General features: G+C 61.2%; 23 protein-coding genes. 15 read left to right on the plus strand and 8 right to left on the minus strand.

The window, feature by feature from the left end:
- Positions 1–151: 151 nt before the first annotated feature.
- The 4 genes from Q0601_RS21275 to Q0601_RS21290 form a co-directional block, all read right to left on the minus strand.
- Positions 152–772, minus strand: a complete 621-nt coding sequence (locus Q0601_RS21275; RefSeq protein WP_305291925.1) for a class I SAM-dependent methyltransferase — start codon at positions 770–772, stop codon at positions 152–154.
- 12 nt (positions 773–784) lie between these two features.
- Complete coding sequence (gene pssA, locus Q0601_RS21280; protein ID WP_305291926.1) at positions 785–1,528, minus strand: CDP-diacylglycerol--serine O-phosphatidyltransferase; 744 nt, start codon at positions 1,526–1,528, stop codon at positions 785–787.
- Positions 1,529–1,536: 8 nt separating this feature from the next.
- On the minus strand, positions 1,537–2,214 hold the full coding sequence (locus Q0601_RS21285) for a phosphatidylserine decarboxylase (protein WP_305291927.1): 678 nt from the start codon (positions 2,212–2,214) through the stop codon (positions 1,537–1,539).
- A gap of 291 nt (positions 2,215–2,505) precedes the next feature.
- On the minus strand, positions 2,506–3,405 hold the full coding sequence (locus Q0601_RS21290) for a LysR family transcriptional regulator (protein WP_305291928.1): 900 nt from the start codon (positions 3,403–3,405) through the stop codon (positions 2,506–2,508).
- A gap of 203 nt (positions 3,406–3,608) precedes the next feature.
- On the opposite strand from Q0601_RS21290, the gene Q0601_RS21295 reads away from it, so the two are divergent.
- Entirely contained in the window at positions 3,609–3,770 is a 162-nt protein-coding gene (locus Q0601_RS21295) for a hypothetical protein (RefSeq protein WP_182912699.1), read from the plus strand.
- Between the two features lie 123 nt (positions 3,771–3,893).
- A complete protein-coding gene (locus Q0601_RS21300) occupies positions 3,894–4,322 on the plus strand; it encodes a DUF2267 domain-containing protein (protein WP_305291929.1) in 429 nt (142 codons plus the stop codon).
- Between the two features lie 276 nt (positions 4,323–4,598).
- Here Q0601_RS21300 and Q0601_RS21305 read toward each other — a convergent pair whose 3' ends face one another.
- Entirely contained in the window at positions 4,599–5,042 is a 444-nt protein-coding gene (locus Q0601_RS21305; protein WP_119745163.1) for a DMT family transporter, read from the minus strand.
- Between the two features lie 223 nt (positions 5,043–5,265).
- On the opposite strand from Q0601_RS21305, the gene Q0601_RS21310 reads away from it, so the two are divergent.
- The 3 genes from Q0601_RS21310 (at position 5,266) to Q0601_RS21320 (ending at position 6,367) form a co-directional block, all read left to right on the plus strand.
- On the plus strand, positions 5,266–5,661 hold the full coding sequence (locus Q0601_RS21310; protein WP_305291930.1) for a VOC family protein: 396 nt from the start codon (positions 5,266–5,268) through the stop codon (positions 5,659–5,661).
- Positions 5,662–5,771: 110 nt separating this feature from the next.
- Positions 5,772–6,104 (plus strand): hypothetical protein, encoded by a 333-nt coding sequence (locus Q0601_RS21315; RefSeq protein ID WP_305291931.1) that lies wholly within the window; start codon positions 5,772–5,774, stop codon positions 6,102–6,104.
- 11 nt (positions 6,105–6,115) lie between these two features.
- Complete coding sequence (locus Q0601_RS21320) at positions 6,116–6,367, plus strand: hypothetical protein (protein WP_305291932.1); 252 nt, start codon at positions 6,116–6,118, stop codon at positions 6,365–6,367.
- An 85-nt stretch (positions 6,368–6,452) separates the two neighbouring features.
- On the opposite strand, the gene Q0601_RS21325 is transcribed toward Q0601_RS21320, so the two are convergent.
- Positions 6,453–6,791 carry a zinc ribbon domain-containing protein YjdM gene (locus Q0601_RS21325; RefSeq protein ID WP_305291933.1) on the minus strand — a complete coding sequence of 113 codons (339 nt, stop codon included), beginning with the start codon at positions 6,789–6,791 and terminating at the stop codon, positions 6,453–6,455.
- Between the two features lie 436 nt (positions 6,792–7,227).
- On the opposite strand from Q0601_RS21325, the gene Q0601_RS21330 reads away from it, so the two are divergent.
- The 3 genes from Q0601_RS21330 to Q0601_RS21340 all read left to right on the plus strand — a co-directional run bounded on the left by Q0601_RS21330 (position 7,228) and on the right by Q0601_RS21340 (position 10,229).
- Complete coding sequence (locus tag Q0601_RS21330; protein ID WP_305291934.1) at positions 7,228–7,614, plus strand: hypothetical protein; 387 nt, start codon at positions 7,228–7,230, stop codon at positions 7,612–7,614.
- A gap of 39 nt (positions 7,615–7,653) precedes the next feature.
- A complete protein-coding gene (locus tag Q0601_RS21335) occupies positions 7,654–9,054 on the plus strand; it encodes a PepSY-associated TM helix domain-containing protein (protein WP_305291935.1) in 1,401 nt (466 codons plus the stop codon).
- A gap of 227 nt (positions 9,055–9,281) precedes the next feature.
- Positions 9,282–10,229, plus strand: coding sequence for a LysR substrate-binding domain-containing protein (locus Q0601_RS21340; RefSeq protein WP_305291936.1), 948 nt, complete (start codon positions 9,282–9,284; stop codon positions 10,227–10,229).
- On the opposite strand, the gene Q0601_RS21345 is transcribed toward Q0601_RS21340, so the two are convergent.
- Positions 10,218–11,396, minus strand: a complete 1,179-nt coding sequence (locus Q0601_RS21345) for an amidohydrolase (RefSeq protein ID WP_305291937.1) — start codon at positions 11,394–11,396, stop codon at positions 10,218–10,220. The genes Q0601_RS21340 and Q0601_RS21345 overlap by 12 nt on opposite strands.
- Positions 11,397–11,578: 182 nt before the next feature.
- Here Q0601_RS21345 and Q0601_RS21350 point away from each other — a divergent pair, with 182 nt between their 5' ends.
- Positions 11,579–12,610, plus strand: coding sequence for a P1 family peptidase (locus tag Q0601_RS21350; RefSeq protein WP_305291939.1), 1,032 nt, complete (start codon positions 11,579–11,581; stop codon positions 12,608–12,610).
- A 47-nt stretch (positions 12,611–12,657) separates the two neighbouring features.
- On the opposite strand, the gene Q0601_RS21355 is transcribed toward Q0601_RS21350, so the two are convergent.
- Positions 12,658–13,605 carry a LysR family transcriptional regulator gene (locus Q0601_RS21355; RefSeq protein ID WP_305291940.1) on the minus strand — a complete coding sequence of 316 codons (948 nt, stop codon included), beginning with the start codon at positions 13,603–13,605 and terminating at the stop codon, positions 12,658–12,660.
- Positions 13,606–13,870: 265 nt separating this feature from the next.
- Here Q0601_RS21355 and Q0601_RS21360 point away from each other — a divergent pair, with 265 nt between their 5' ends.
- The 6 genes from Q0601_RS21360 to Q0601_RS21385 all read left to right on the plus strand — a co-directional run bounded on the left by Q0601_RS21360 (position 13,871) and on the right by Q0601_RS21385 (position 20,921).
- The gene (locus Q0601_RS21360; protein ID WP_305291941.1) at positions 13,871–15,496 is read left to right on the plus strand and encodes an amidohydrolase; all 1,626 of its coding nucleotides are present in this window, start codon (positions 13,871–13,873) and stop codon (positions 15,494–15,496) included.
- Between the two features lie 97 nt (positions 15,497–15,593).
- Positions 15,594–17,183, plus strand: a complete 1,590-nt coding sequence (locus Q0601_RS21365) for an ABC transporter substrate-binding protein (protein ID WP_305291942.1) — start codon at positions 15,594–15,596, stop codon at positions 17,181–17,183.
- 101 nt (positions 17,184–17,284) lie between these two features.
- Entirely contained in the window at positions 17,285–18,220 is a 936-nt protein-coding gene (locus tag Q0601_RS21370) for an ABC transporter permease (protein WP_305291944.1), read from the plus strand.
- 6 nt (positions 18,221–18,226) lie between these two features.
- Complete coding sequence (locus tag Q0601_RS21375) at positions 18,227–19,048, plus strand: ABC transporter permease (protein WP_305291945.1); 822 nt, start codon at positions 18,227–18,229, stop codon at positions 19,046–19,048.
- Positions 19,045–19,956, plus strand: a complete 912-nt coding sequence (locus Q0601_RS21380; protein ID WP_305291946.1) for an ABC transporter ATP-binding protein — start codon at positions 19,045–19,047, stop codon at positions 19,954–19,956. The genes Q0601_RS21375 and Q0601_RS21380 overlap by 4 nt, the downstream gene beginning before the upstream one ends.
- Positions 19,953–20,921: an ATP-binding cassette domain-containing protein gene (locus Q0601_RS21385; RefSeq protein WP_305291947.1), complete on the plus strand. Its 969-nt coding sequence runs from the start codon at positions 19,953–19,955 to the stop codon at positions 20,919–20,921. Before Q0601_RS21380 ends, Q0601_RS21385 begins: the two co-directional genes overlap by 4 nt.
- The last annotated feature ends 7 nt before the right edge of the window (positions 20,922–20,928 follow it).

Here is a 20,928-nt window from a genome sequence, read left to right on the forward strand (position 1 = left end):
CCCCCCCCCCCCCCCCCCCCCCCCCCCCCCCCCCCCCCCCCCCCCCCCCCCCCCCCCCCCCCCCCCCCCCCCCCCCCCCCCCCCCCCCCCCCCCCCCCCCCCCCATCGCGGAACGCAAACAACCTGCCTTTCCGATTCAGCGCGACAGGCGCTAGCTCGCTGTTTTTCGCAGCATGAGGAATGTCATCATGCCAAGGGGCGGCATGGGCTTTCGTTCCTCGATCACCAGTTCCCGCTCTTGCAGGATAGTCTCTATCCTGAAGTCGGAATGCCAGCCGATTGCGTTCGAAAGCGGCGCGAAAACCTTTTCCAGAGCCGCCAGAACGCCCGCGGTCCGCGCGAAGTGATTGGTGATCACCACCCTGCCGCCGGGTTTGCATACCCGCGCAATCTCGGACATCACTTGCTCGGGCTCAGGCACGACCGACAGGACATGCATCGCCGCGACGGTGTCGAAATGATTATCCGGGAAGTCAAGCGACCGCGCATCCATCTGCCGCAGTTCCCTGACATGGCCCAGATCAAGCCGCTGCGCCTTGGCGATCGCCTTCTGCAGCATCTCTTCGCTGAAATCGATCCCGGTCACGTTCATTTCCGCGTTGTAAAACGGTAGCGCAAGGCCGGTGCCCACGCCGACTTCAAGAACGCTGCCCGGGCGGGTGTTGATATATTCGACCGTCCGGCGCCTGCCGACATTGGTAACCGCTCCGAAGGTTCTGTCATAGACCGGGGCCCACCGGGAATAAGAAGTTTGAACCGCGTCGATATCCATGTCCGTTCCTTGTCAGCCTGCAGGACGTTTCCTGTCGATACATGCCCAGATGACCATCCCGACATACCCGACGCAAAGCACGATCAGCATCGCCCAGGGAAAGGTCACCAAAGCGGTGCCCACCGCCGCCACTCCGATCAGGAAGAACTTGACCTTCTCGCGCGGGATCCGGGTGGTCTTGAATGACCATGTCGGGATCCGGCTGACCAGAAGAAGGCCGATCACGATCATGTAGATGCAGATAATCACATCCGGCAATCGGGGAAAATCCGAGAATGCGAATGACAGATACATCGGCATCATGACAAGCATCGCCCCCGCCGGAGACGGTATACCTTCAAAATAAGCGTTATCGTGATTGTCGCTGTCGGATTTGCTGCCGACATTGAACCGCGCCAGCCGTATCCCGCAACAGATCGCGAATACCAGAACCGCGATCCATGCTGCCCCGCGATTATCCTGAAACGCCCAGAAGTAAAGGATAAGTGCGGGCGCCGCCCCGAAATTCATGAAATCGGCAAGTGAATCGAGTTCCGCGCCAAGCCTGCTGCAACAATCCAGCAAACGCGCAATGCGCCCGTCCAGCCCGTCAAGAATACCGGCAAGGATGATAAGCTGGACTGCAAGCATATAATTGCCCTGAACACCGAATCTGATGGCCGACAGCCCCGCGCAAATCGCGGCGATAGTCAGCATGTTCGGCAATAATTGTAACAGCGAAAACTCGGCCTTCGGGCCATTCAAAGGATCTGCCATGGACCCTTTTACCTGATATGATCTGTTGAAATCAAATCCGCGATGACTGTCTCACCTGCAACCATCGTCTGCCCAAGGCTGACCAGCGGTGTCACGCCTTCGGGAAGATAGACATCCAGCCGTGATCCGAACCGGATCAACCCGAACCGGTCCCCGGCCTGCAACCGCTCCTGCGGCTTCACGAAGCAGACGATACGCCGGGCCACCAGCCCCGCGATCTGCACAACTGCCAGTTCGCGCCCATCCTCCATGCGGATGCGCAGGCTGTTTCGCTCGTTATCGGCGCTGGCCTTGTCCAGCGAGGCATTGAAGAATTTCCCCGGGCGATAGGCGATGGAAACCACCTCGCCTGCCACCGGGCTGCGATTCACGTGGCAATTGAAGACATTCATGAACACGCTGACCCGTGTCAGCGATGTTTCGGGCATCCCAAGTTCCTTGGGCGGCACCGCCTGCTCGATCAGCGAGACGATTCCGTCAGCCGGGCTCAGAACCAGACCGCCGCGCGCAGGAGGGACGCGGACCGGATCGCGAAAGAAATAATAGCACCAGACCGTCAGGCCGACGCCGATCCAGCCAAGCAGTTCCGAAACAAGGAATAACCCGATCGTCACAACGGCAAAAATTGCCACGAACCGGACCCCTTCCCGGTGCATCGGTTTGATAAAAGTGTCACGCATACGCATAGAAATATGTCCTCCCGGCGGTCTCGCCGCTGACGCTCTCTTACAGCGGGGCGGGATTGCGGTCAAAAGAATGCCGCGCCTTGCGACCGGAAAAACGCGTGCCCCCAATATCCTTGCCGCTTTCGCAAGCATTCCGGGCCGATGCATAGCTGGCAGACGGGCCGATTATGCCCCGGCCGGTCCGTTTGGCCGCCGCGACATTCTTGTTGTTCCGGGCAGTTTCAACCCCCCGTTCACGGGATGGCTGCACCGGCTGTGATCTCTCATGCTGGCGACTTGTGCCTGAACAGCCTAAGCCGATGCCTCTATTCTTTGCCTGTGATCCTCGGCCTGCGCCAGCAGCCAGCTGCGCAGCGCCAGCACCGCCGGGCGGATCGGTGTCCGGTTGCTGGTCGAGATCCCGAAGGACTTCCGCCCCGGGATATCCGGCCCAAACGGCCGGACCAGCCGTCCCTGTCCAAGCAGTTCGGCAGCGGTCACATCATCGCCGATGGCAACCCCCAGCCCGCGCGCCGCCGCATCGAGGCAAAGATAGGTACGGTGAAAAGTCAGATGACCGGCAGCCGAGGACAGCACCAGCCCGTTGCGCCGGAATATTTCGTCCCAACTGCCCATGCTGCGATCATGGATCAGGCGTTGCCCGGCCAATCCATTACGCCGCAATTCCGAAGCAAGGCCAGGCGCGCATACGGGAAAGGTCGTGAAGCTCAGAAACAGCTCGCGCGAATATCCGGGCGCATCGATCGCGCCCCATGTGATGGCAAGATCCGTGCCCGGCGCAATCGTCCGGGGCGGCTCGGCATAGGACCGCATCTCAAGGTCGATGCCAAGCTGATCAAGCGTTTCGCCGTTCAGGCGCGGAATCAACCACAGGATCGCCAGATCGGAATCGATTTCCAGCACCACTTTTCCTCTGGCGTCACCGGCCACCCGCGTACCTGTTTCCAGTGAGATCAGCACAAGCGCCTCGGCAACGATTGTCGCATAACGCGATCCCGCCGGGGTCAGTGCCACCTGCCGGTGACGGCGTTCGAAAAGCTGGATCCCAAGGTCCGCTTCCAGGTTCTTGATATAGCGGCTGACGGAACCATGCGTGACCCCAAGCTCGTCCGCTGCCCGCGAAAAGCTTTGATGACGGGCGGCGGCATCGAATGCGCGGACGGCGTTCAGATTGGGTAACTGGCGGGACATGACGTAACGTTAATTAATTTCACGCAATATGGCAAATAAGTTCCATTGAGTGATCTGACATCTGAAACTATATCATCAGGGACTCGGACGTTATCGTCGGAAAATCATTCCGAAGCGGCATTGCCATCCCGCCGGAAACGATTGACCGAACGCTGCGGGCCGATGTCCCTATTTCCTGAACATGAGACCAGATGGAGGCTCGGATGTCGCATTACACGATCAATTCCCTTTCCAGACCCGACTTGCAGAGCCTTGCCCGCAAGGCAAATCGCGAACGCTCCGCAAGTCTGAAGGCGGCACTGGCATGGCTGGCCGAGCGCATTCCAGGCGCACATGGCATGACGATGCCGCATCGGGCGAAGTGAAAGACCCGCTTTGCGCAAGGGCGGCGCATCGCCGAACATCCCCGGACCGCCGCCCTACCCGTTGACTTGCCGCTTCCGGGCCTCAAGAAACTCTTTGGCTGAAACAATCCAAAGAGGTCGGCGATGCCCATGCCCTTCACCTACCGGCACGCAACCGATGAATGGCGCCGGTTCCTTGCATCGATGCGCGACCGGACGCTGATCGAAAGCGACAACGTGATCTATACATCGCTCGACGGTCTGTTCCGTGCGTTCCGCAGCCGGGTTCCGGCCCCTCAGGTTCTGGCATTCGGCGATGAATTGCCGGCGGTCATGCGGGCGATCCTGACCTGGCGCTGGGATATCTCTGCGCCGCTGAAACCCTGGCTCCCTCGGGCAGGGCTGGAAACGGAGATCCGCAGACTCAGGCAGGATCACAATTTCGCGCCAGAGGGTATTCTGGACGATCTTGTCTGGGGCGTGCGCCGGGAAGTCAGGGTGATCGATTTCGACAGGGTTCTGTCAGGAATGGCGCCCGAAGCACGATCGCTTTGGGCGCCGGTCGCGGAATAAGGGAACGGTGACTAAAGCGTATCGGGTCTGACATGAACCACCGATAGCCCGGCTATGTCCACACGCGGACTCAAGGGCCGCAGGCCCGCCGCGCAGCGCCCGGCCGCCCCCCGGACGGGCGCTTTGGTGCCGTTATCCTGCGGGTGCAGCTTCGTGCGGGGTTGCGGGATAAAGTGTAGCCCACAAATCGATTTGCGCCCATCCGCGGCCGGGCACTACGCGGCTTTGATAGCCTGCAAGGATTGTCTGGTTCATGTCAGACCCGATACGCTTTAATCAGAACCGGGACAAAACGATCCCGCTTCCCACCATGATCGCGGCCAGGATGCGTGGCAACGAGATATCGCGGACCGGCATGCCGAATGCCCCTGCCCGGTCAAGCAGAATCGCCGCGACCATCTGGCCCAGGGCCAGCGCGCAAATGGCGGTCAGCACCCCCATGCGGGGCAGCGTCCAGACAATCGTCCAGACATAAAACGCGCCCAGAAACCCACCCAGCCACAGACGCCAATCCTGTCGTGTGGCGGCAATGAAACCCCGCCCTTCACCGACCACAAGCGCCATGAAAGTCAGCAGGACAAACCCCACGCCAAAGGAAATCGCCGCCGCTGCAAGCGGGCTGTGCACCGCACGGCTTAGCGCCGCATTCAGCGGAGCCTGAAATGAAATGGCGGCCCCTGCAAGAATGACGAAGATGACCGGGACGATAGCAAGTTGCATGATGGCGATCCTGTCTTTGCACGGGCGCACCATCGCCTGAAATGCCACGGATCGAAAGCCGGAAATTGTAAAATCTGTTTCGCCCTTATGTGGTGAGTTCCTGCCCCGTACCCGCAAGCTTGACCCGGGCTTTGCCGGACGCTGTGCCTTCCTCTGCGCCCAAATCCTGATATCGTGGCAAAAATTTCCGCTCATGGCGCAGCAATCAGGACAGGAGCCGCAGATGGCCAAAATGATTCACTCGATGATCCGCGTTATGGACGAGGCGCGTTCGCTTGCCTTCTACAAAGACGCATTCGGGCTTGAAATCGCCCAGCGTTTCGATTTCGAGACATTCAGCCTGATTTATCTGTCCAATTCCGAAAGCAGCTTCGAACTCGAACTGACGGTCAACAAGGATCAGAACGCCTCTTATGAGCTTGGGAATGGCTATGGCCATCTGGCGGTATCGGTCGAAGATGTCGATGCCGAACATGCCCGTCTTACCGCGTTGGGCCATCGCCCGCGCAAGCTCGTGGATTTCGCCCCTGCGGGTCAGGTGATCGCGCGTTTCTTCTTCATTACCGATCCCGACGGCTACGAGATCGAGGTGCTGCAACGCGCAGGCCGCTATCTCTGATCCGGCGCCGGAAAGGCCGCTGCGGTGGCGTCATGGCCGGATTATGTTACATTCGGGCCTGATATGAACCCGATGTTTCCCGCGACCCTACCAGATAATCGGAGACTCTCATGCGTCGGACCACAGTTGTTTCGCTGACGATCATTGCCGCGCTCGGCATTTGCTCACCGGTTCTTGCCGATGAGAAACTTTTCGACGGAGCGGGCGAAAGCGACGAACAGTTAAGGGCGCTGTATGACGAGGCCGGAGACATCTGCCTGCGGAATCCAAGCCGCGACGTTCAGGTCGCAGTCGCCTGCAAGGCAATGACCATTTACGGGCTGGCGCTGAACGAACGGGGCTGGTGCTATGGCCGGACCCATGAAGCCAATGCCGAGAAGGACTGGCACAGATGCGAGGCCGATTCCGACAGGTTCTCGGTCGATCACCTGACAATCTTCTGAGGATACCCGTGATGGTGAAGAAAATCGCGCTTCTCGTCCTTGCCTTGGCCGTGCTTGTTCCGGTCTGCGTTCTGGCGGGTTACGCCATCGGCCACCTGATCGCGATCTTCCTTTATTCGGCAACATTGAAACCGGATACCTATGAGCTCGACCGCGAACTTTTCGCCGGCGTTATCGGCATCCTGTTCATCGGCGGTTTTCTCTATGCCGTCTCGGCGATCTATGCCATCTATCGTTTCATTCGCTCGGTCCGGAAAAACTGATTGCACGGGGCGATAAGAAATTGCCAGCCTCTTGCGCTGGAAACCATTGAAGATCCGCCGGTGCCGAGGCCACACCCGAAACGCGTCAGTCGGTCACCTTCTTCACGAATTGCGATTTGAGGCCCATCTTCCCGATACCCGGAATCTTGCAATCTATATCGTGATCGCCATCAACCAGTCTGATGCCGCGAATCTTGGTCCCGACCTTCACCACCTGCGAAGATCCCTTGACCTTCAGATCCTTGATGACGGTGATCGTGTCGCCATCGGCAAGGATATTTCCCACATTGTCACGCACGCCGTCCGTCACATCATCGGCTTCGGGTGACCATTCATGGCCACATTCCGGGCAAAGCAGAAGCGCATCGACCTGATAGGTGAAGCTCGAAGCGCATTCGGGGCAGGCAGGCAGGGTCTGGGTCATGAAAAGACCTGTAGCCTGTGGATCGCGGGGAGACCAGAGAAATCATTGCCCGCGGCAATTGACGCGACAATGGCGTCGCCGACCCCGCTTTCATATGGCCCCCGCGCGACGACTTGGTCCGTGACCAGTCGGTTGACTGGCCGCCCAGAAGAACCGACCTTATGATTGGCAACTTGTTGCGCGCCGTCGTAAAGCGAGCTCATGGGCAATAGTGAAACCGTGTCCCCCCTGATCGTCGGACATGCGTCTTCCGCACTTGAAAGCCGGAAATCGATCTTCGTCGGATCCGCCGGATTAGATGGAACCGCGGCTGATCGCGCAGGCGGTCCAAGGGCCCCGTGCCACGCGGGCCTTCTCACCGATGCGACAATATGCACCTGGATCGGCACCGGTTTCTGTTGACGGCCTGCGGCTTTAATGGCTAGCACCCCAAATCATGAAAGCGACGCACGGGGTTCAGTCAGGCAAAATCCTCATATGGGCCGTTACCGCCCTCGTCTTTCTGCTGTCCGCAACGACCAACGGCCTCATGCCCCTGCGCAGTTCCGAAGGCGTCGTCATGGTCATCTGCTCGGGCGATGGCCCCCTTGAACTCCGCATCGATCCCCGAACCGGGGAACCGGCCGACGACAAGACCCCGGGACAACACAAACCCTGTGACTGGGCCAGCTTCAATTTCACCGCCTATCTTCCCGATGCGCCCGTTTCTCCGGGCGAAGTCACACCGATCCTTGCCGAAACGGCCCTGATCGCGTCTTCCATCCTGACCGCCGGTCGTGCAACCGGTCTGCCGCCATCGACGGGTCCTCCTGCCGTGATCTGATCTTTCGCTTCCGAAGATACAGATACGAACGAGGACAAAATGACGGATGTCACCAGCGGGGCGCATGCCCCGGCGGCCGGTCGCGCCGCGAATGCCTATTATTTCATCGCCTGGCGATGGCATTTCTACGCCGGGCTTTATGTTATCCCCTTCCTGCTGATGCTGGCCACCACCGGCCTGGTGATGCTGTGGATTTCCTGGGGGGCCGGGCTTGGCGCCGAACGCATGGCCGTGACGCCGGGCGGGACACCGCTTCCGGTAAGCGAGCTTCAGGCCGCCGCCGAGGCGGTCGCGCCCGGGGGCCGCGCCGTGCAATATGTCGCGCCGCTGGCGCCCGATCGCGTCGCCAGTTTCGCGGTGGAAACCGAAAGCGGCACGATCGGGATCGCGCTTGATCCCTATAGCGGCAAGGTGATGCACGAATTCCCATGGCGGGCGGGCTGGTACGATTTCGCCAGCAATATCCACGGTTCTCTGATGCTGGGCACTTTGGGCGACCGGCTGATCGAGATCGCCGCAAGCCTCGCCATCCTGCTGGTCGCGACCGGGCTTTATCTTCACTGGCCGCGGGGCGGCACGGGCTGGCGCGAAATATTCCTTCTTCGGCTGTCGGCCCGCGGACGCTCATTCTGGAAATCCCTGCATGGAACCCTTGGCGTCTGGATCTCGCTGATGTTGGTGGTTTTCCTGCTGTCGGGCCTTAGTTGGAGCGGGATCTGGGGCGAGCGGATCGTGCAGGCGTGGAACAGCTTCCCGGCCGAGAAAATGGCCGCCCCGCTATCTGACGCAACCCATGCCGCCATGAATCACGACGGCGCGCATGAGGTTCCCTGGGGGCTGGAGCAGACGCCGATGCCAAGGTCAGGCTCGCTTGCCGGGTCCAGCGCGGTTACGGGCCATGTCGATATCGATGGTGTCGCGGAATTCGCCCGCGAACTGGGTTTCGTCGGTCGCTTCCAGATCAGTCTTCCCGGCGATGAAACCGGGGTCTGGACGGTCAGCCATGACAGCATGTCGAATGATGGGCCAAACCCTGCGGCGGACCAGACGATACATATCGACCAATATACCGGCAATGTGCTGGCCGATGTGCGATATTCCGACTACTCGCCCTATGCCAGGGCGATGGCCTGGGGCATCGCCTTCCACGAGGGCGATATGGGGGTCTGGAATCTTGTGCTGAACACGGTTTTCTGCCTGTCGGTGATCCTGGTTTCCCTGTCCGGGCTGATCATGTGGTGGAAGCGCCGCCCCAGCGACCGGACCCGCCTTGCCGCACCGCCGAAACCGCGCGATCTGCCGCTTTGGAAAGGCGCGGCCGCCCTTGTCGTCACGCTTGGGGTACTGTTCCCGATGGGCGGGCTTGCCATTCTGGCGGTGCTGATCATGGATGCGACGCTGCTGCGGCTGCTGCCCAACGTGAAACGGGCCGTGTCGTAATGCAGGGGCCGCGGGGGGGGGGGCCCGGGGCCGGCGCGCCCCCCCCCCCCCCCCCCCCCCCCGCCCCGATCCCAGCCGCCCACTCTTCGCCCCCCTGTTCAAGCGACTGCAAGCGTCGCGGCAAGATCGGCATCATCTGCGGGCAGCCCGCTCCCAGCCTTTTACATCAGTAGAACTTGCGATCATACTGCGATCCGGAAGTTGAACATATCGATATGAGGTTCCAGTTGGGACAACGCCCAAGCACCGGAAATCTGGAATTACGTCATCTGCGATATTTCCTGACCGTCGCGGAGGAAATGAGCTTCCGGCAGGCGGCAGAGCGCCTGAACATCGCGCAGCCGGGCCTGAGCCAGCAGATCAAGGCGCTGGAGCAGATCCTTCAGGTGACGTTGTTCGACCGCTCCCGGCGGCGTCTCAGGATGACGCTGGCCGGAGAGATGTTCATGACCGAGATCCGCAAGATCATGCAGCAAGTCGAACGCGCGACCCAGATCGCCCAGCGCGCGTCACGCGGTGAAATCGGGCGGCTGGCGATCGGCTATGTGGGATCGGCGGCCTATACCGGGGTGCTGACCCGGCTGGTCGGCGGGTTTCGTGCAGATCATCCCCTGATCGAGCTTGAGATCTCGGAGCTCGAGATGCTTCAGCAACTGGAGGCGATCGCGCAAGGCACGCTGGATGTCGGTTTCATTCGTCCGCCGGTTCCCCTGCCCGAAGGCATCGCATCGGTTCCGGTTCTCAGCGAGGCATTGCTGATCGCCCTGCCCAGCATCCATGCGCATGCCTCCGAATCCTCCGTCGCCCTGTGCGATCTGCGGAACGAGGTCTTCATCACGCCACAACATCCGCATCAGGTCAGTTTCAACGCCCATACGGTCAATGCCTGCATGGCTGCAGGGTTCGAACCGCGCCTTGGCCCGCAGGGACGCGATTTCATGACCATCGCAAGCATGGTTTCGGTCGGGCTTGGCGTGGCGCTCGTGCCGAAATCGGTGCGCTGCATCCAGTTGCCGAATGTCGTCTACCGGCCCCTTACCGGCGATGTCCCGCGCGGGGATCTTGCGGTGGCGTTCCGGCGCGGCGATCCCTCGGTGGCGGTGAAGAATTTCATCTCGCTCGCGCGGAAACTTGCGAAACGGGCAGCGGACCCGTCCGAGCCGTCAGCTCTCTGACAGGCATTCCGCCAGCGTTTCCGAATACAGCCGGATGCCCATCGGGATCATCTCATCGCGGAAATCATATTCCGGCGTGTGAACCCCCGGCCGGTCCAGTCCCGCCCCAAGAAACACCATCGCCGAATGCGCGCCACCAAGACCGAAGCGCCCGAAATCCTCTGACGCGACCGAGGGCAGGTTTTCGATACGGGGCGTCATTCCGGCACGTTCCAGACCCGCCGTCAGATGGGCCACGGCCTCGGGGGCATTGGTGCAGGCCAGAAACACGTCGTCATATCCCAGTTCATATTGCAAATCATGACGCCGCGCGACATCACGGATCAGGGTTTCCGCCTGCTCCACAAGGGCGTCCATCTGATCGTCCGCAACGGTCCGCAAGGTCGCCATGATAAGCGCCTCGCCGGGCGCGACGCCATAGGATTCGGCTCCCATGGTCGCGTGGGTCAGGGTCACCATGGTGAAATCCGGCCCAAGCGGCTGGCCACTGCCAAGATTTTCCAGCGCCGGCATGATCTCGCACATCGCCTGCATCGGCGAGCGCCCGTCCGAAGGCCGCGAGGCATGGGCGGTGCTGCCGGTCAGCCGGATCCAGACCCCGCGTGAAGCGCAATTGGCAACCCCGATGCTGATCTTGCCGGTGCCGAATTCGATCCCCGGCATATTGTGCAGCGCAAAGGCCCAATCCGGCCTGATCCGGTCATAGCGCGGATCGGCAATGACGGCAGCCGCGCCCGAGCCATCCTCTTCCGCCGGCTGGAACATCAGCACCACACGGCCGCTTGACGGAGGTTTGCGCGACAGGATGCGGGCGAAACCCAGCAGGATGGTCATATGGCCATCATGCCCGCAAAGATGCGCCTTCCCCGGCACGGTCGAACGATGGGCGATCTCGCCCAGCTCCTGGATCGGCAAGGCATCGAGTTCGGCCCGGAACATGATCGTCGGGCCCGGCGCGCCGCTGTCGAAAATGGCCGCGACCCCATGCCCGCCCAAACCGGTCAGCACGTGATCGGGGCGGGTTGACGCCAACATCTCGCAGACGCGGCGGGCGGTTTCCTGTTCTTCTCCGGGCAATTCGGGATTGCGGTGCAGGTCGCGGCGAAAAGCCGTCAATTCACGCAGATCCTCTTCGGTCGGATCGGGAAAGGTCAGACGGTTGGTCATGTCGGTCAGTCGCTTTCAAAAGCATTCCACGAAAGTCACAAGCTTCGCCGGGATCGGCGGCAAGGTCCAGAGCGTCTTGCGGATATCACGGAAATGCCGAAGGATCGGCATGCCCGCAGCATCCGGTGATGGGGGCGGTGATGCGGGTTCGGTAACGGCGGCGGCGCTCTGGGAGGGACAGGATGAAGACAGCCAGGGATTGGGGGCTGATCCCGACCGGGATGAAGACCGGTACGATGAATGCCCTTACCGATGTGCCCGGTATCAGGGTCGGGCATTGCGATATCCGGGGACCGGGTCTGATGACCGGCGTCACGGCGATCATCCCGCATGGCAAGGATATCTTCCGCCTGCGCCCCCGCGCGGCGGTCGAGGTGATCAATGGTTTCGGCAAATCCGCCGGGCTGATGCAGGTCGCTGAACTCGGCACGATCGAGACGCCTGTTATGCTGACCAACACTTTCGGCGTCGCCGCCTGCACCGAAATGCTTATCCGGCGCGCGATCGCGGATAATCCGCAGATCGGCCGGGACTGGTCGACGGTGAACGCGCTGGTTTGCGAATGCAATGACGGCCAGATCAACGATATACAGGCGCTGGCCGTCACCCCCGATCATGCCGGAGCCGCTTTGGATGCCGCTTTGGACGGGCAATTTCCGCAGGGTTCCCGGGGTGCCGGGTCGGGGATGACCGCTTTTGGTTTCAAGGCCGGTATCGGCACCGCCTCGCGCTGTCTGGAGATCGGCGGCGGACATGTTCTTGCCGCCCTTGTTCTGGCGAATTTCGGGAATGCGGGCGATCTGATCCTGCCGGATAGCCGGAGGCCCCGGCCGGCACGGCGCGCCGAGGCCGAACGGGGTTCGGTGATCGTGGTGATGGCCACCGATCTGCCGCTGGGCGACCGTCAGCTTCAGCGGGTAGCGCGGCGGGGTGGCGCTGGTCTTGCACGGCTGGGCGCTTTCTGGGGTCACGGCAGCGGCGATATCGTGCTGTGCTTCACCACCGCCGATCCGGTCGTGTTTCCGGCCGATGCGGATGTCGTGACCCAGGGGCGGCTGTCGGATGAACATATCGATCTGGTCTTCCGCGCCGCCGCCGAGACCACGCAGGAGGCTGTTCTGAACGCGCTGTGCTTTGCGGAACCGGCTCAGGGCCGCAATGGCCGGATCTTTCCTGCTTTGTCGGACTGGCTGAAGCAGAATCCGTTGTCGTGAAGATCATCGCGGAATTTGCCAAAAGGCGATCTTGCGGGGCTTGCCATTCATGATGGCGTGACAGGCGGCTGGCCGGCACGTTCCGAAGCGGCCCGCCATAGTGCCTCGACTGCGCCGACGCGATTGCCAGAGTGGCGATAAAGCCGCACATCCAGATCCAGCGTCCAGCGGCTGTCATCCGACGCCGGGACCAGACGGCCCGCCCGGATATCCTCGTGCACCAGCCTTTCCGGCAACCAGCAAAGGCCCGCGCCCGATATCGCCATGCTCATCAGCCCTGCGCTTATCGTGTTCTCATGCGTGACGCGTTTCCGGAAGGAAGGGCGCTGCGCAAGCAATCGCAGCAGTGCGATGCCGAAGAACGAGTTCAGGCCATAGCTGAGATAAGGCACCTGTATGCCCGATGTGATGGCCCGGTCCAGAATGCCCTTGCCGGACAGCGTGCCCGTATCGGTATGCAGCAAGGGCGCGGCAAGCGGGATCAGCCTGTCGCCTGCGATGGTGAGATAGGGAAATCTGCTGCGATCCAGATGAAACGGAACGATCGGATGCGCATAGGTCAGAAAGAAATCCGCTTCATCCGCGACAAGCGCGTCAAGATTCGCCTCGATGCCGCCGCGATCCGGCAGCAGCGATGTCGAAAAACTCCGGCCTTCCGTCTGCAGTTTGCCCAGCCATTCGGGAAACACCGTGACGGTCAGCGTGTGAAGCGCGGCGAAGCGGATCAGGCCCGGGCCTGCCGACGGGCCCAATGTCTCGCGCAGGCCGTAATAGGTGCGGATCGTCTCGCGGGCGACAGGCAGGAATTGCTGGCCCGCAGGCGTCAGTTCAGGCGGCAGCGTGGCGCGACTGATCAGGATCGTTCCCAGCCATGTCTCAAGCTGCTTGATCCTTCGGCTGAATGCCGGCTGGGTGACGTTCCGCTGCTCTGCCGCGCGTGAAAAGCTTGATGTGTCGACAAGTGAGACGAAATCCTCAAGCCATTTGATCTCCATCCTCCCCTCCGTTTTTTCACTTGTAATTCATTATTTTTGCATGGTTATGCAATAAATGCATCATATATTGCCGTAAGTGTATTTGCATGATGAATGCCAAGCTTTCAGGGTAGGGCGAAACAGACCGGTCTCCAGACTGGCGCGACACGGACAGAAAGTTCAGGTCAATCAGGGCCTTACGCCTTTTGCCGCCGGGCGAGGCATTCTGACTGGATATGTCGTGCATATTGGTGGCGGTTTCCAACCAGCAACCGAGGTGCAATCGATGTCATCCAATGTCCACGCTGATCTGATCCTTGTGAACGGTAAGATATGGCGTGGTCGGAATGACGGGACCTGTAGCGCCGTCGCGATCTGGCAGGGCAAGGTTCTGGCGACAGGATCGGATGACGAGATGCTGTCGCTGAAAGGGGACCGCAGCGAGGTGATCGATCTTCAGGGCCGCTTCGCCTGTCCCGGACTGATCGACAATCACCTTCACCTGATCTCGACCGGGCTGGTGATGGGTTGGGTGAATGTGACGCCGGAAGCGGCGCCTACGCTCGAGGCTTTGCTGGCGCAGGTCGCCGCGCGGGTTGCGGAAACGCCGCCGGGAAACTGGATCCGCGCGCGCGGCTATGATCAGGTCAAGCTGGATACCGGCCGCCATCCGACACGCGACGATCTGGACCGGGTCGCACCGGATCACCCGGTGGTGGTGACGCGGGCCTGCGGTCATATCTCGGTAGTGAATTCGAAGGCGCTGGAACTGGCCGGGGTGACCGGGGATACGCCGACGCCGGAAGGGGCGGTGATCGGGCGTGACGGGAACCGGCTGAACGGCTTGCTGGCCGAGAATGCGCAGGCATTGGTGACATCCGCCATCCCTCGCTGCAAATTCGACGATCTGGTGGCTGCCATCGAACGCGCGGGCAGGCATCTGCTTGCCTTCGGTATCACCAGTTGCATGGATGCCGCCGTCGGGCAGATCGCGGGGATGGACGAAATCCGCGCCTATCAGGCGGCAAGATTGCAGAATCGCCTGCCGGTCCGGGTCTGGCTGACCATCCTTGGCGATCCGGACGGCTCTATCGTCGAGGAATGCTGGCGCGCGGGGCTGATATCGGGCGTGGGCGACGACCTGCTGCGCATGGGCGGGGTGAAAATCTTTCTCGATGGCTCCGCAGGTGGCCGGACCGCGTGGATGAAGGCGCCCTATGTGAACGAGCCCGACAATCTGGGGGTCCAGATGCTTCCCGACAGCGAGGTCGAGGCGCTTGTCAAATCCTGTCACGACCGGGGATATCAGATGGCCTGTCACGCCATTGGCGACGGCGCGATCGAGCAGTTGATCACCGCCTATGAAAAGGCGCTGGCCGACAATCCCGATCCTGACCGCCGCCACCGCGTCGAGCATTGCGGATACTCGACTCCCGAGCAAGAGGAACGGATGCGCGCCGCCGGTATCTTGCCCGCGCCGCAGCAGGCTTTCATTCATAATTTCGGCGACAGCTACCTGTCGGTCCTTGGCGAGGAACGGGGTCTTCGTTCCTATCCGATCGGGACATGGATGCGCGCGGGAATGCGCCCGTCGACCGGTTCGGATTCGCCGGTCTGCTCGCCCAATCCCTTCCATGATCTTCACGCGATGCGCACACGCAAGACCGTTGGCGGCACGGTATTGGGCGCCGATGAACGCCTGAGCGCGGCCGAGGCGTTGCAGGTCTATACCGAAAATGGTGCCTGGTCGCAGAAGGCCGAGAACGTCAAGGGCCGGCTGGTGCCGGGGCAATGGGCGGATATCGCCGTCTTCGATCAGGATCTGCTGGGTGACGATACCGATATCCTGCTGACACAGACCGGTTGCCTTTTGACCATCCTTGCCGGCAAGGTGGTTCACGACGCGCGATAATGAAACGACTTGTCAGCCGCGGCCCCGACGCCGCGGCGCAATTACAGAAGCAATGCCGCATCATCAGAAAAACCGCGGCGCTTACAGGGAGACTAGCATGTTCAAAAGGATTTCACTTGCCGGAGTTCTGGCGCTTGGCACCGCAATCTGCGCCTTCGCGGAAGAACCGCGACATGGCGGGACGCTGAATTTCACGGCGCCATACGGATCGAATTTCGCAACGCTGGATATCCACTCGAGCCCCAGCATTCAGGAGATGTTCATCTCGCAGGCAATCCATCGGACATTGTATTCATGGGACGCGACCGCGAACGAACCGGTTCTTGAACTTGCGACATCGGTCGATGTTTCGGATGACGGTCTCGTCTATACCTACCACCTGCTGCCCGACGCGGTGTTCCATAACGGCGACCCGCTGACGGCGGATGACGTGATCTTCAGCTACAAGCGGATCGCCGATCCCGCGAATGCCTTTCCGGGCGCGCGGCGGATCAGTACAATCAAGGGCGGTGCGGAATTCATCGCGGGCGAGACCGACGAGATCGAGGGCCTGAAGAAGATCGACGACAAGACGCTTGAGATCACTTTCACCACGCCGGCCAATCCGGGTTTCGCCCTGATGGAAAACAACATGGCGATCTATCCCTCGAATGTCGACGTGGCGACGCAGGCGACCGAACCCGTGGGTCTTGGCCCCTTCGTGTTCAAGCAACATGTTCCCGGTTCGCAGGTGGTGGTCGAGAAATTCGAGGATTATTACGAAGATGACAAACCCTATCTCGACCGCGTGAATATCATCCTGATGGCCGAAGGCAGCGCCCGCGACGTGGCCTTCCGCAATCAGGAGGTGGACGTATCAATCCTGGGATCGACGCAATATCAATCCTATCAGGAAGATCCCGCGCTTCAGGAGCACCTGCTTGAGGTGGCCGAGGTCTTTACCCGGAATATCGGTTTCAGCCCGGAATTCGAACCGTTTCAGGACAAGCGGGTCCGGCAGGCGATCAATCATGCCATCAATTCGCCGCTGATCATCGAAAGGCTGCTGAAGGACAAGGCCTATCCGGCGGTGGGATGGCTGCCGATGTCCCTGAGCGCATTCGACAAGGAAAGGAAGCCTTATGAATACGATCCCGAAAAGGCCAAGGCGCTGCTGGCAGAGGCAGGCTACGAGGACGGGTTCGAATTCGAAGTGACGGCGACGCCGGACGAAAGCTGGGGCGTTCCGATCGTCGAGGCGATCCTGCCGATGCTGAACGAGGTCGGCATAACCGTCAGGCCCAAGCCGATCGAAAGCGCGGCCCTTGGCGAAACCGTGTCTTCCGGCGATTTCCAGGCGTTCATCTGGTCCAACCAGACCGGCCCCGACCCGCTGAGCGTGCTGCGATGCTTCTACTCCAAGACCGCTCAAAGCTCCTGTAATTACACTGCCTTCTCGAACCCGGAATTCGACGCCCTGTTCGAAGAGGCCGAAGCAGAACTTGATCCCGAAAAACAGACCGACCTGCTGCGTCAGGCCAACAACCTGTTGCAGGACGAGGCGCCGGTCTGGTTCTTCAACTACAACAAGGCGGTCATGGCCTATCAGCCCTGGGTGCATGGGCTGGTGCCCAATGCGAATGAACTGGCGTTGCAGCCCTATGAACTGATCTGGCTGGACGAAAGCGCGCCCGAATCGCGTCAGTAAGGGAACTCGGCCACCGCCCCCGGCGGCGGTGGCGGCCATATGTCCCGCCCGGCGCCGTTATATCCGGTGATGGCGGACAGCCCCTCTGAACAAGGCTGAGCATGCTTCAATTTACCATAAGACGCATTCTGCAGGTGATCCCGACGATTCTGGTCGTGGCGCTGCTGATCTTCGTGATCTTCAGCGTCGTGCCGGGAAGTTTCGCGGCCAGCCTGTTTTCCGACGGCAGGACGACCGCCAATCCGGAAATGATCGCGCAACTCAACCGGGAACTCGGGCTTGACCTGCCATTGCCGCAACGGTTCCTGAACTACGTCATGGATCTTGCGCATCTGGATCTGGGCACCAGCTTCCGCACCCGGCAGCCGGTTCTGCAACTGATCAACGACCGGATGTGGGCATCGCTGCAACTGGCGGTCGCCGCGATGATCTTTGCGGTGGTCATCGGGGTTCCGCTGGGTTTCACAGCGGCGATGCGTCCCGGTTCGATCCTGGATTCGGTCACCATGATCGGGGCGGTCTCGGGCCTGTCGATGCCGCAATTCTGGCTTGGCCTGCTGCTAATGTATCTGTTTGCGCTGCAACTGGGCTGGTTGCCAAGCTTCGGCTATGGCGACGGCTCGCTGCGCAACCTGATCCTTCCCGCGATCACGCTGGGCGTCACGCCTCTGGCGTTGCTGGCACGCACCACGCGGGCGGGCGTGCTGGACGTGATGAACGCCGATTTCATCCGCACTGCCCATGCCAAGGGCATGAGCGAAAGCAAGGTCGTCCGCTGGCATGTGGCGCGGAACGCGCTTGTGCTGGTGGTCACGACCGTCGGGCTTCAGTTCGGTTCGATGATCGGGCAGGCGGTGGTGATCGAGAAGCTGTTCGCATGGCCGGGGATCGGGTCGCTTCTGGTGGACAGCGTGGCGATCCGCGATATCCCGGTGGTACAGGGAACGATCCTGGTGATCGTCCTTTGGTTCCTGCTTATCAATACGGCCGTCGATCTGATCTATGCCGCGATCGATCCGCGCATCAAGCAGAGGTAAAGATTGATGAAGCTGGGATTCAACATCCTTCTGGGGGGCGGCCTGACCGCATTGGTGATCGTCGGCGGCTTGCTTGCGCCCTGGCTTGCGCCTTTTGATCCGGTGCTGGACGCCAATCTGATGAACGCGGAACTGCCGCCGGATTCCACCTTTTGGTTCGGCACCGACTCGCAGGGGCGCGACGTCTATTCCCGGATCCTCTATGGCGCGCAGATCTCGCTGACGGTCGGGATCGTGTCGCAGATCATCAATACGCTGATCGGCGTGGCTCTGGGCATCTCGGCAGGCTATTGGGGCGGCTGGTGGGACGATCTGGTCAACGGCCTGACCAATGTCATGCTTGCCATCCCCTCGCTAATTTTCGCACTGGCGGTCATGGCGGTTCTTGGGCCGGGGCTGATTTCGCTGCTGATCGCGCTTGGCCTGACGAATTGGAGCTGGACCTGCCGCATCGCCCGCAGTTCCACCCTGTCACTCAAATCGCAGGGATATGTGCAGGCCGCGCAGACGCTGGGCTATGGCGATATCCGTATCATGATGACCCAGATCCTGCCCAATATCATGGGGCCGATCCTGGTCATGGCGACGCTGGGCATGGGCGCCGCCGTGCTGGCCGAGGCTGCCCTGTCCTTTCTGGGCCTTGGGATTCAGCCGCCCTATCCAAGCTGGGGCTCGATGCTGACGGATGCGCGCGAACTGATCCGGCTGGCGCCATGGGCGGCGATCTTTCCCGGTCTTGCGATCTTCCTGTCGGTACTTGGCTTCAACCTGCTGGGCGACGGGCTGCGCGACAGTCTCGATCCGCATATGAGGACGCGCAAGGCATGACTGAACCTCTTCTTGATGTCCGCAACCTTGATCTGGTCCTGTCGCGCCGCGGCGGCAACGTGCCGATATTGCAGGATATTTCATTTCAGATCATGCCCGGTGAGACATATGGGCTGGTCGGCGAATCCGGTTCAGGGAAATCCGTCACTTCGCTGGCGATCATGGGCTTGCTGAAAAAACCGTTGAAGGTGTCGGGCGGGCAAGTCGTCTTTCAGGGGCAGGATCTGCTGAAACTGCGGCCCCGTAGGATGCGCGATCTTCGTGGCGACCGCGTGGCGATGATCTTTCAGGAACCGATGACCGCGTTGAATCCCCTGTCCACGGTGGGTCGCCAGATCGCCGAGATGTATGTCCTGCATCAGGGCAAAAGCTGGCGTGAGGCGCGGCGGCTGGCCATCGACGCGCTGGACAGCGTCAAGGTGCCCAACCCGGAACGCCGGGTGGGTAATTATCCGCACCAGATGTCCGGCGGCCTGAGGCAGCGGGTGGTGATCGCGATGGCACTGGCCTGCGACCCGGATCTGCTGATCGCCGATGAACCGACAACGGCGCTGGACGTGACGGTTCAGGCCGAGGTACTGCGGCTTATCAAGGAACTTTGCGCGGCACGGGGCACCGCGGTGCTGTTCATCAGCCACGATCTGGGCGTGATCGCCAGCATCTGTCAGCGTGTGGGCGTCATGTATGCCGGCTGTCTGGTCGAGGAAAACGATACTGTCGCGCTGTTTTCCAATCCGCGGCATGCCTATACGCGCGGCCTGATGGGCGCACTGCCGCGTCTGGGCAGCCGGTTGACGCATGGCCGCCAGCGGCTGGTCGATATCGACAGTGTGATCGCGGATCGCTCGGTCCTGACCAAGACCCGTTTCATCACGCCGCGCGGGGCTGCCAACGGAGAAAGCGCATGACGGGCACACCGCTGTTGCAGATCGATGATCTTCATGTCCGCTTTCCCATCGCCGGAGGCGGCCTGCTGGGTACTGGCCGGCGGCTGCTTCACGCGGTGAACGGGCTAAGCCTGACGCTGGAGAAAGGCGAATGCCTGTCCATTGTCGGCGAATCCGGCTGCGGGAAATCCACGACCGCCCTGACCGTCATGGGTTTGCAGGAGCCGAGTTCAGGCAGCGTCAGCTTTCGCGGCGCGCCGTTCAGCGGACCCGGCGCGCCGGGCAGGATGCAGCGCGCGAAGGCCGTGCAGATCGTGTTCCAGGATCCCTATGCATCCCTGAATCCCCGTCAGACGGTGCATGCTTCGCTTGCCGCGCCATTGCGTCTTCACGGCATCCGTTCGGCAAGCGAAATCGCCGACCGGGTCGAGACGATGTTGATCAATGTGGGATTGACTGCCGATCAGGCGCGGCGCTATCCCCACGAATTCTCGGGCGGGCAGCGACAGCGGATCGGCATCGCAAGAGCGCTTATTCTTGAGCCCGAGATCGTGGTTCTGGATGAGCCGGTCTCGGCGCTGGACGTGTCGATCCGGGCGCAGATCATCAACCTGCTGCTGGACCTGCAGGAGAAATATGGCCTGTCCTATCTGATGATCAGTCACGATCTCAGCGTGGTCGAGCATATGAGCGACCGGGTTGCGGTGATGTTCTTCGGCCAGATCGTCGAGGAGGGAAGCTGGCAGCATATCTTTGCCAATCCGGTCCATCCCTATACCCGCCGGCTGATCGCCGAGATCCCCGATCCCGATGTGGCAATCCGGGCCCGCGACCCCGCAGCCGGCTTCACGGATGTGCCGCTTCCGCAGGGGCGCAGTTTTGCCATGGACGGAAGCAACACACCCGATGTCTTCACGGCACCCACGCCATCCGAACTGGTCGAGATCGATCCCGGCCATCGGGTCAGGCTTTCGCTTCGGGATTGATGATCGG

Origin of the sequence: Paracoccus wurundjeri (assembly GCF_030678915.1) — a bacterium.
Classification (GTDB): domain Bacteria; phylum Pseudomonadota; class Alphaproteobacteria; order Rhodobacterales; family Rhodobacteraceae; genus Paracoccus; species Paracoccus onubensis_A.

Coding starts and splice junctions, on each gene's coding strand:
- Q0601_RS21275 (WP_305291925.1), bottom strand. CDS start 772: ATGGATATCGACGCGGTTCAAACTTCTTATTCCCGGTGGGCCCCGGTC.
- pssA (WP_305291926.1), bottom strand. CDS start 1,528: ATGGCAGATCCTTTGAATGGCCCGAAGGCCGAGTTTTCGCTGTTACAA.
- Q0601_RS21285 (WP_305291927.1), bottom strand. CDS start 2,214: ATGCGTATGCGTGACACTTTTATCAAACCGATGCACCGGGAAGGGGTC.
- Q0601_RS21290 (WP_305291928.1), bottom strand. CDS start 3,405: ATGTCCCGCCAGTTACCCAATCTGAACGCCGTCCGCGCATTCGATGCC.
- Q0601_RS21295 (WP_182912699.1), top strand. CDS start 3,609: ATGTCGCATTACACGATCAATTCCCTTTCCAGACCCGACTTGCAGAGC.
- Q0601_RS21300 (WP_305291929.1), top strand. CDS start 3,894: ATGCCCATGCCCTTCACCTACCGGCACGCAACCGATGAATGGCGCCGG.
- Q0601_RS21305 (WP_119745163.1), bottom strand. CDS start 5,042: ATGCAACTTGCTATCGTCCCGGTCATCTTCGTCATTCTTGCAGGGGCC.
- Q0601_RS21310 (WP_305291930.1), top strand. CDS start 5,266: ATGGCCAAAATGATTCACTCGATGATCCGCGTTATGGACGAGGCGCGT.
- Q0601_RS21315 (WP_305291931.1), top strand. CDS start 5,772: ATGCGTCGGACCACAGTTGTTTCGCTGACGATCATTGCCGCGCTCGGC.
- Q0601_RS21320 (WP_305291932.1), top strand. CDS start 6,116: ATGGTGAAGAAAATCGCGCTTCTCGTCCTTGCCTTGGCCGTGCTTGTT.
- Q0601_RS21325 (WP_305291933.1), bottom strand. CDS start 6,791: ATGACCCAGACCCTGCCTGCCTGCCCCGAATGCGCTTCGAGCTTCACC.
- Q0601_RS21330 (WP_305291934.1), top strand. CDS start 7,228: ATGAAAGCGACGCACGGGGTTCAGTCAGGCAAAATCCTCATATGGGCC.
- Q0601_RS21335 (WP_305291935.1), top strand. CDS start 7,654: ATGACGGATGTCACCAGCGGGGCGCATGCCCCGGCGGCCGGTCGCGCC.
- Q0601_RS21345 (WP_305291937.1), bottom strand. CDS start 11,396: ATGACCAACCGTCTGACCTTTCCCGATCCGACCGAAGAGGATCTGCGT.
- Q0601_RS21350 (WP_305291939.1), top strand. CDS start 11,579: ATGAAGACAGCCAGGGATTGGGGGCTGATCCCGACCGGGATGAAGACC.
- Q0601_RS21355 (WP_305291940.1), bottom strand. CDS start 13,605: ATGGAGATCAAATGGCTTGAGGATTTCGTCTCACTTGTCGACACATCA.
- Q0601_RS21360 (WP_305291941.1), top strand. CDS start 13,871: ATGTCATCCAATGTCCACGCTGATCTGATCCTTGTGAACGGTAAGATA.
- Q0601_RS21365 (WP_305291942.1), top strand. CDS start 15,594: ATGTTCAAAAGGATTTCACTTGCCGGAGTTCTGGCGCTTGGCACCGCA.
- Q0601_RS21370 (WP_305291944.1), top strand. CDS start 17,285: ATGCTTCAATTTACCATAAGACGCATTCTGCAGGTGATCCCGACGATT.
- Q0601_RS21375 (WP_305291945.1), top strand. CDS start 18,227: ATGAAGCTGGGATTCAACATCCTTCTGGGGGGCGGCCTGACCGCATTG.
- Q0601_RS21380 (WP_305291946.1), top strand. CDS start 19,045: ATGACTGAACCTCTTCTTGATGTCCGCAACCTTGATCTGGTCCTGTCG.
- Q0601_RS21385 (WP_305291947.1), top strand. CDS start 19,953: ATGACGGGCACACCGCTGTTGCAGATCGATGATCTTCATGTCCGCTTT.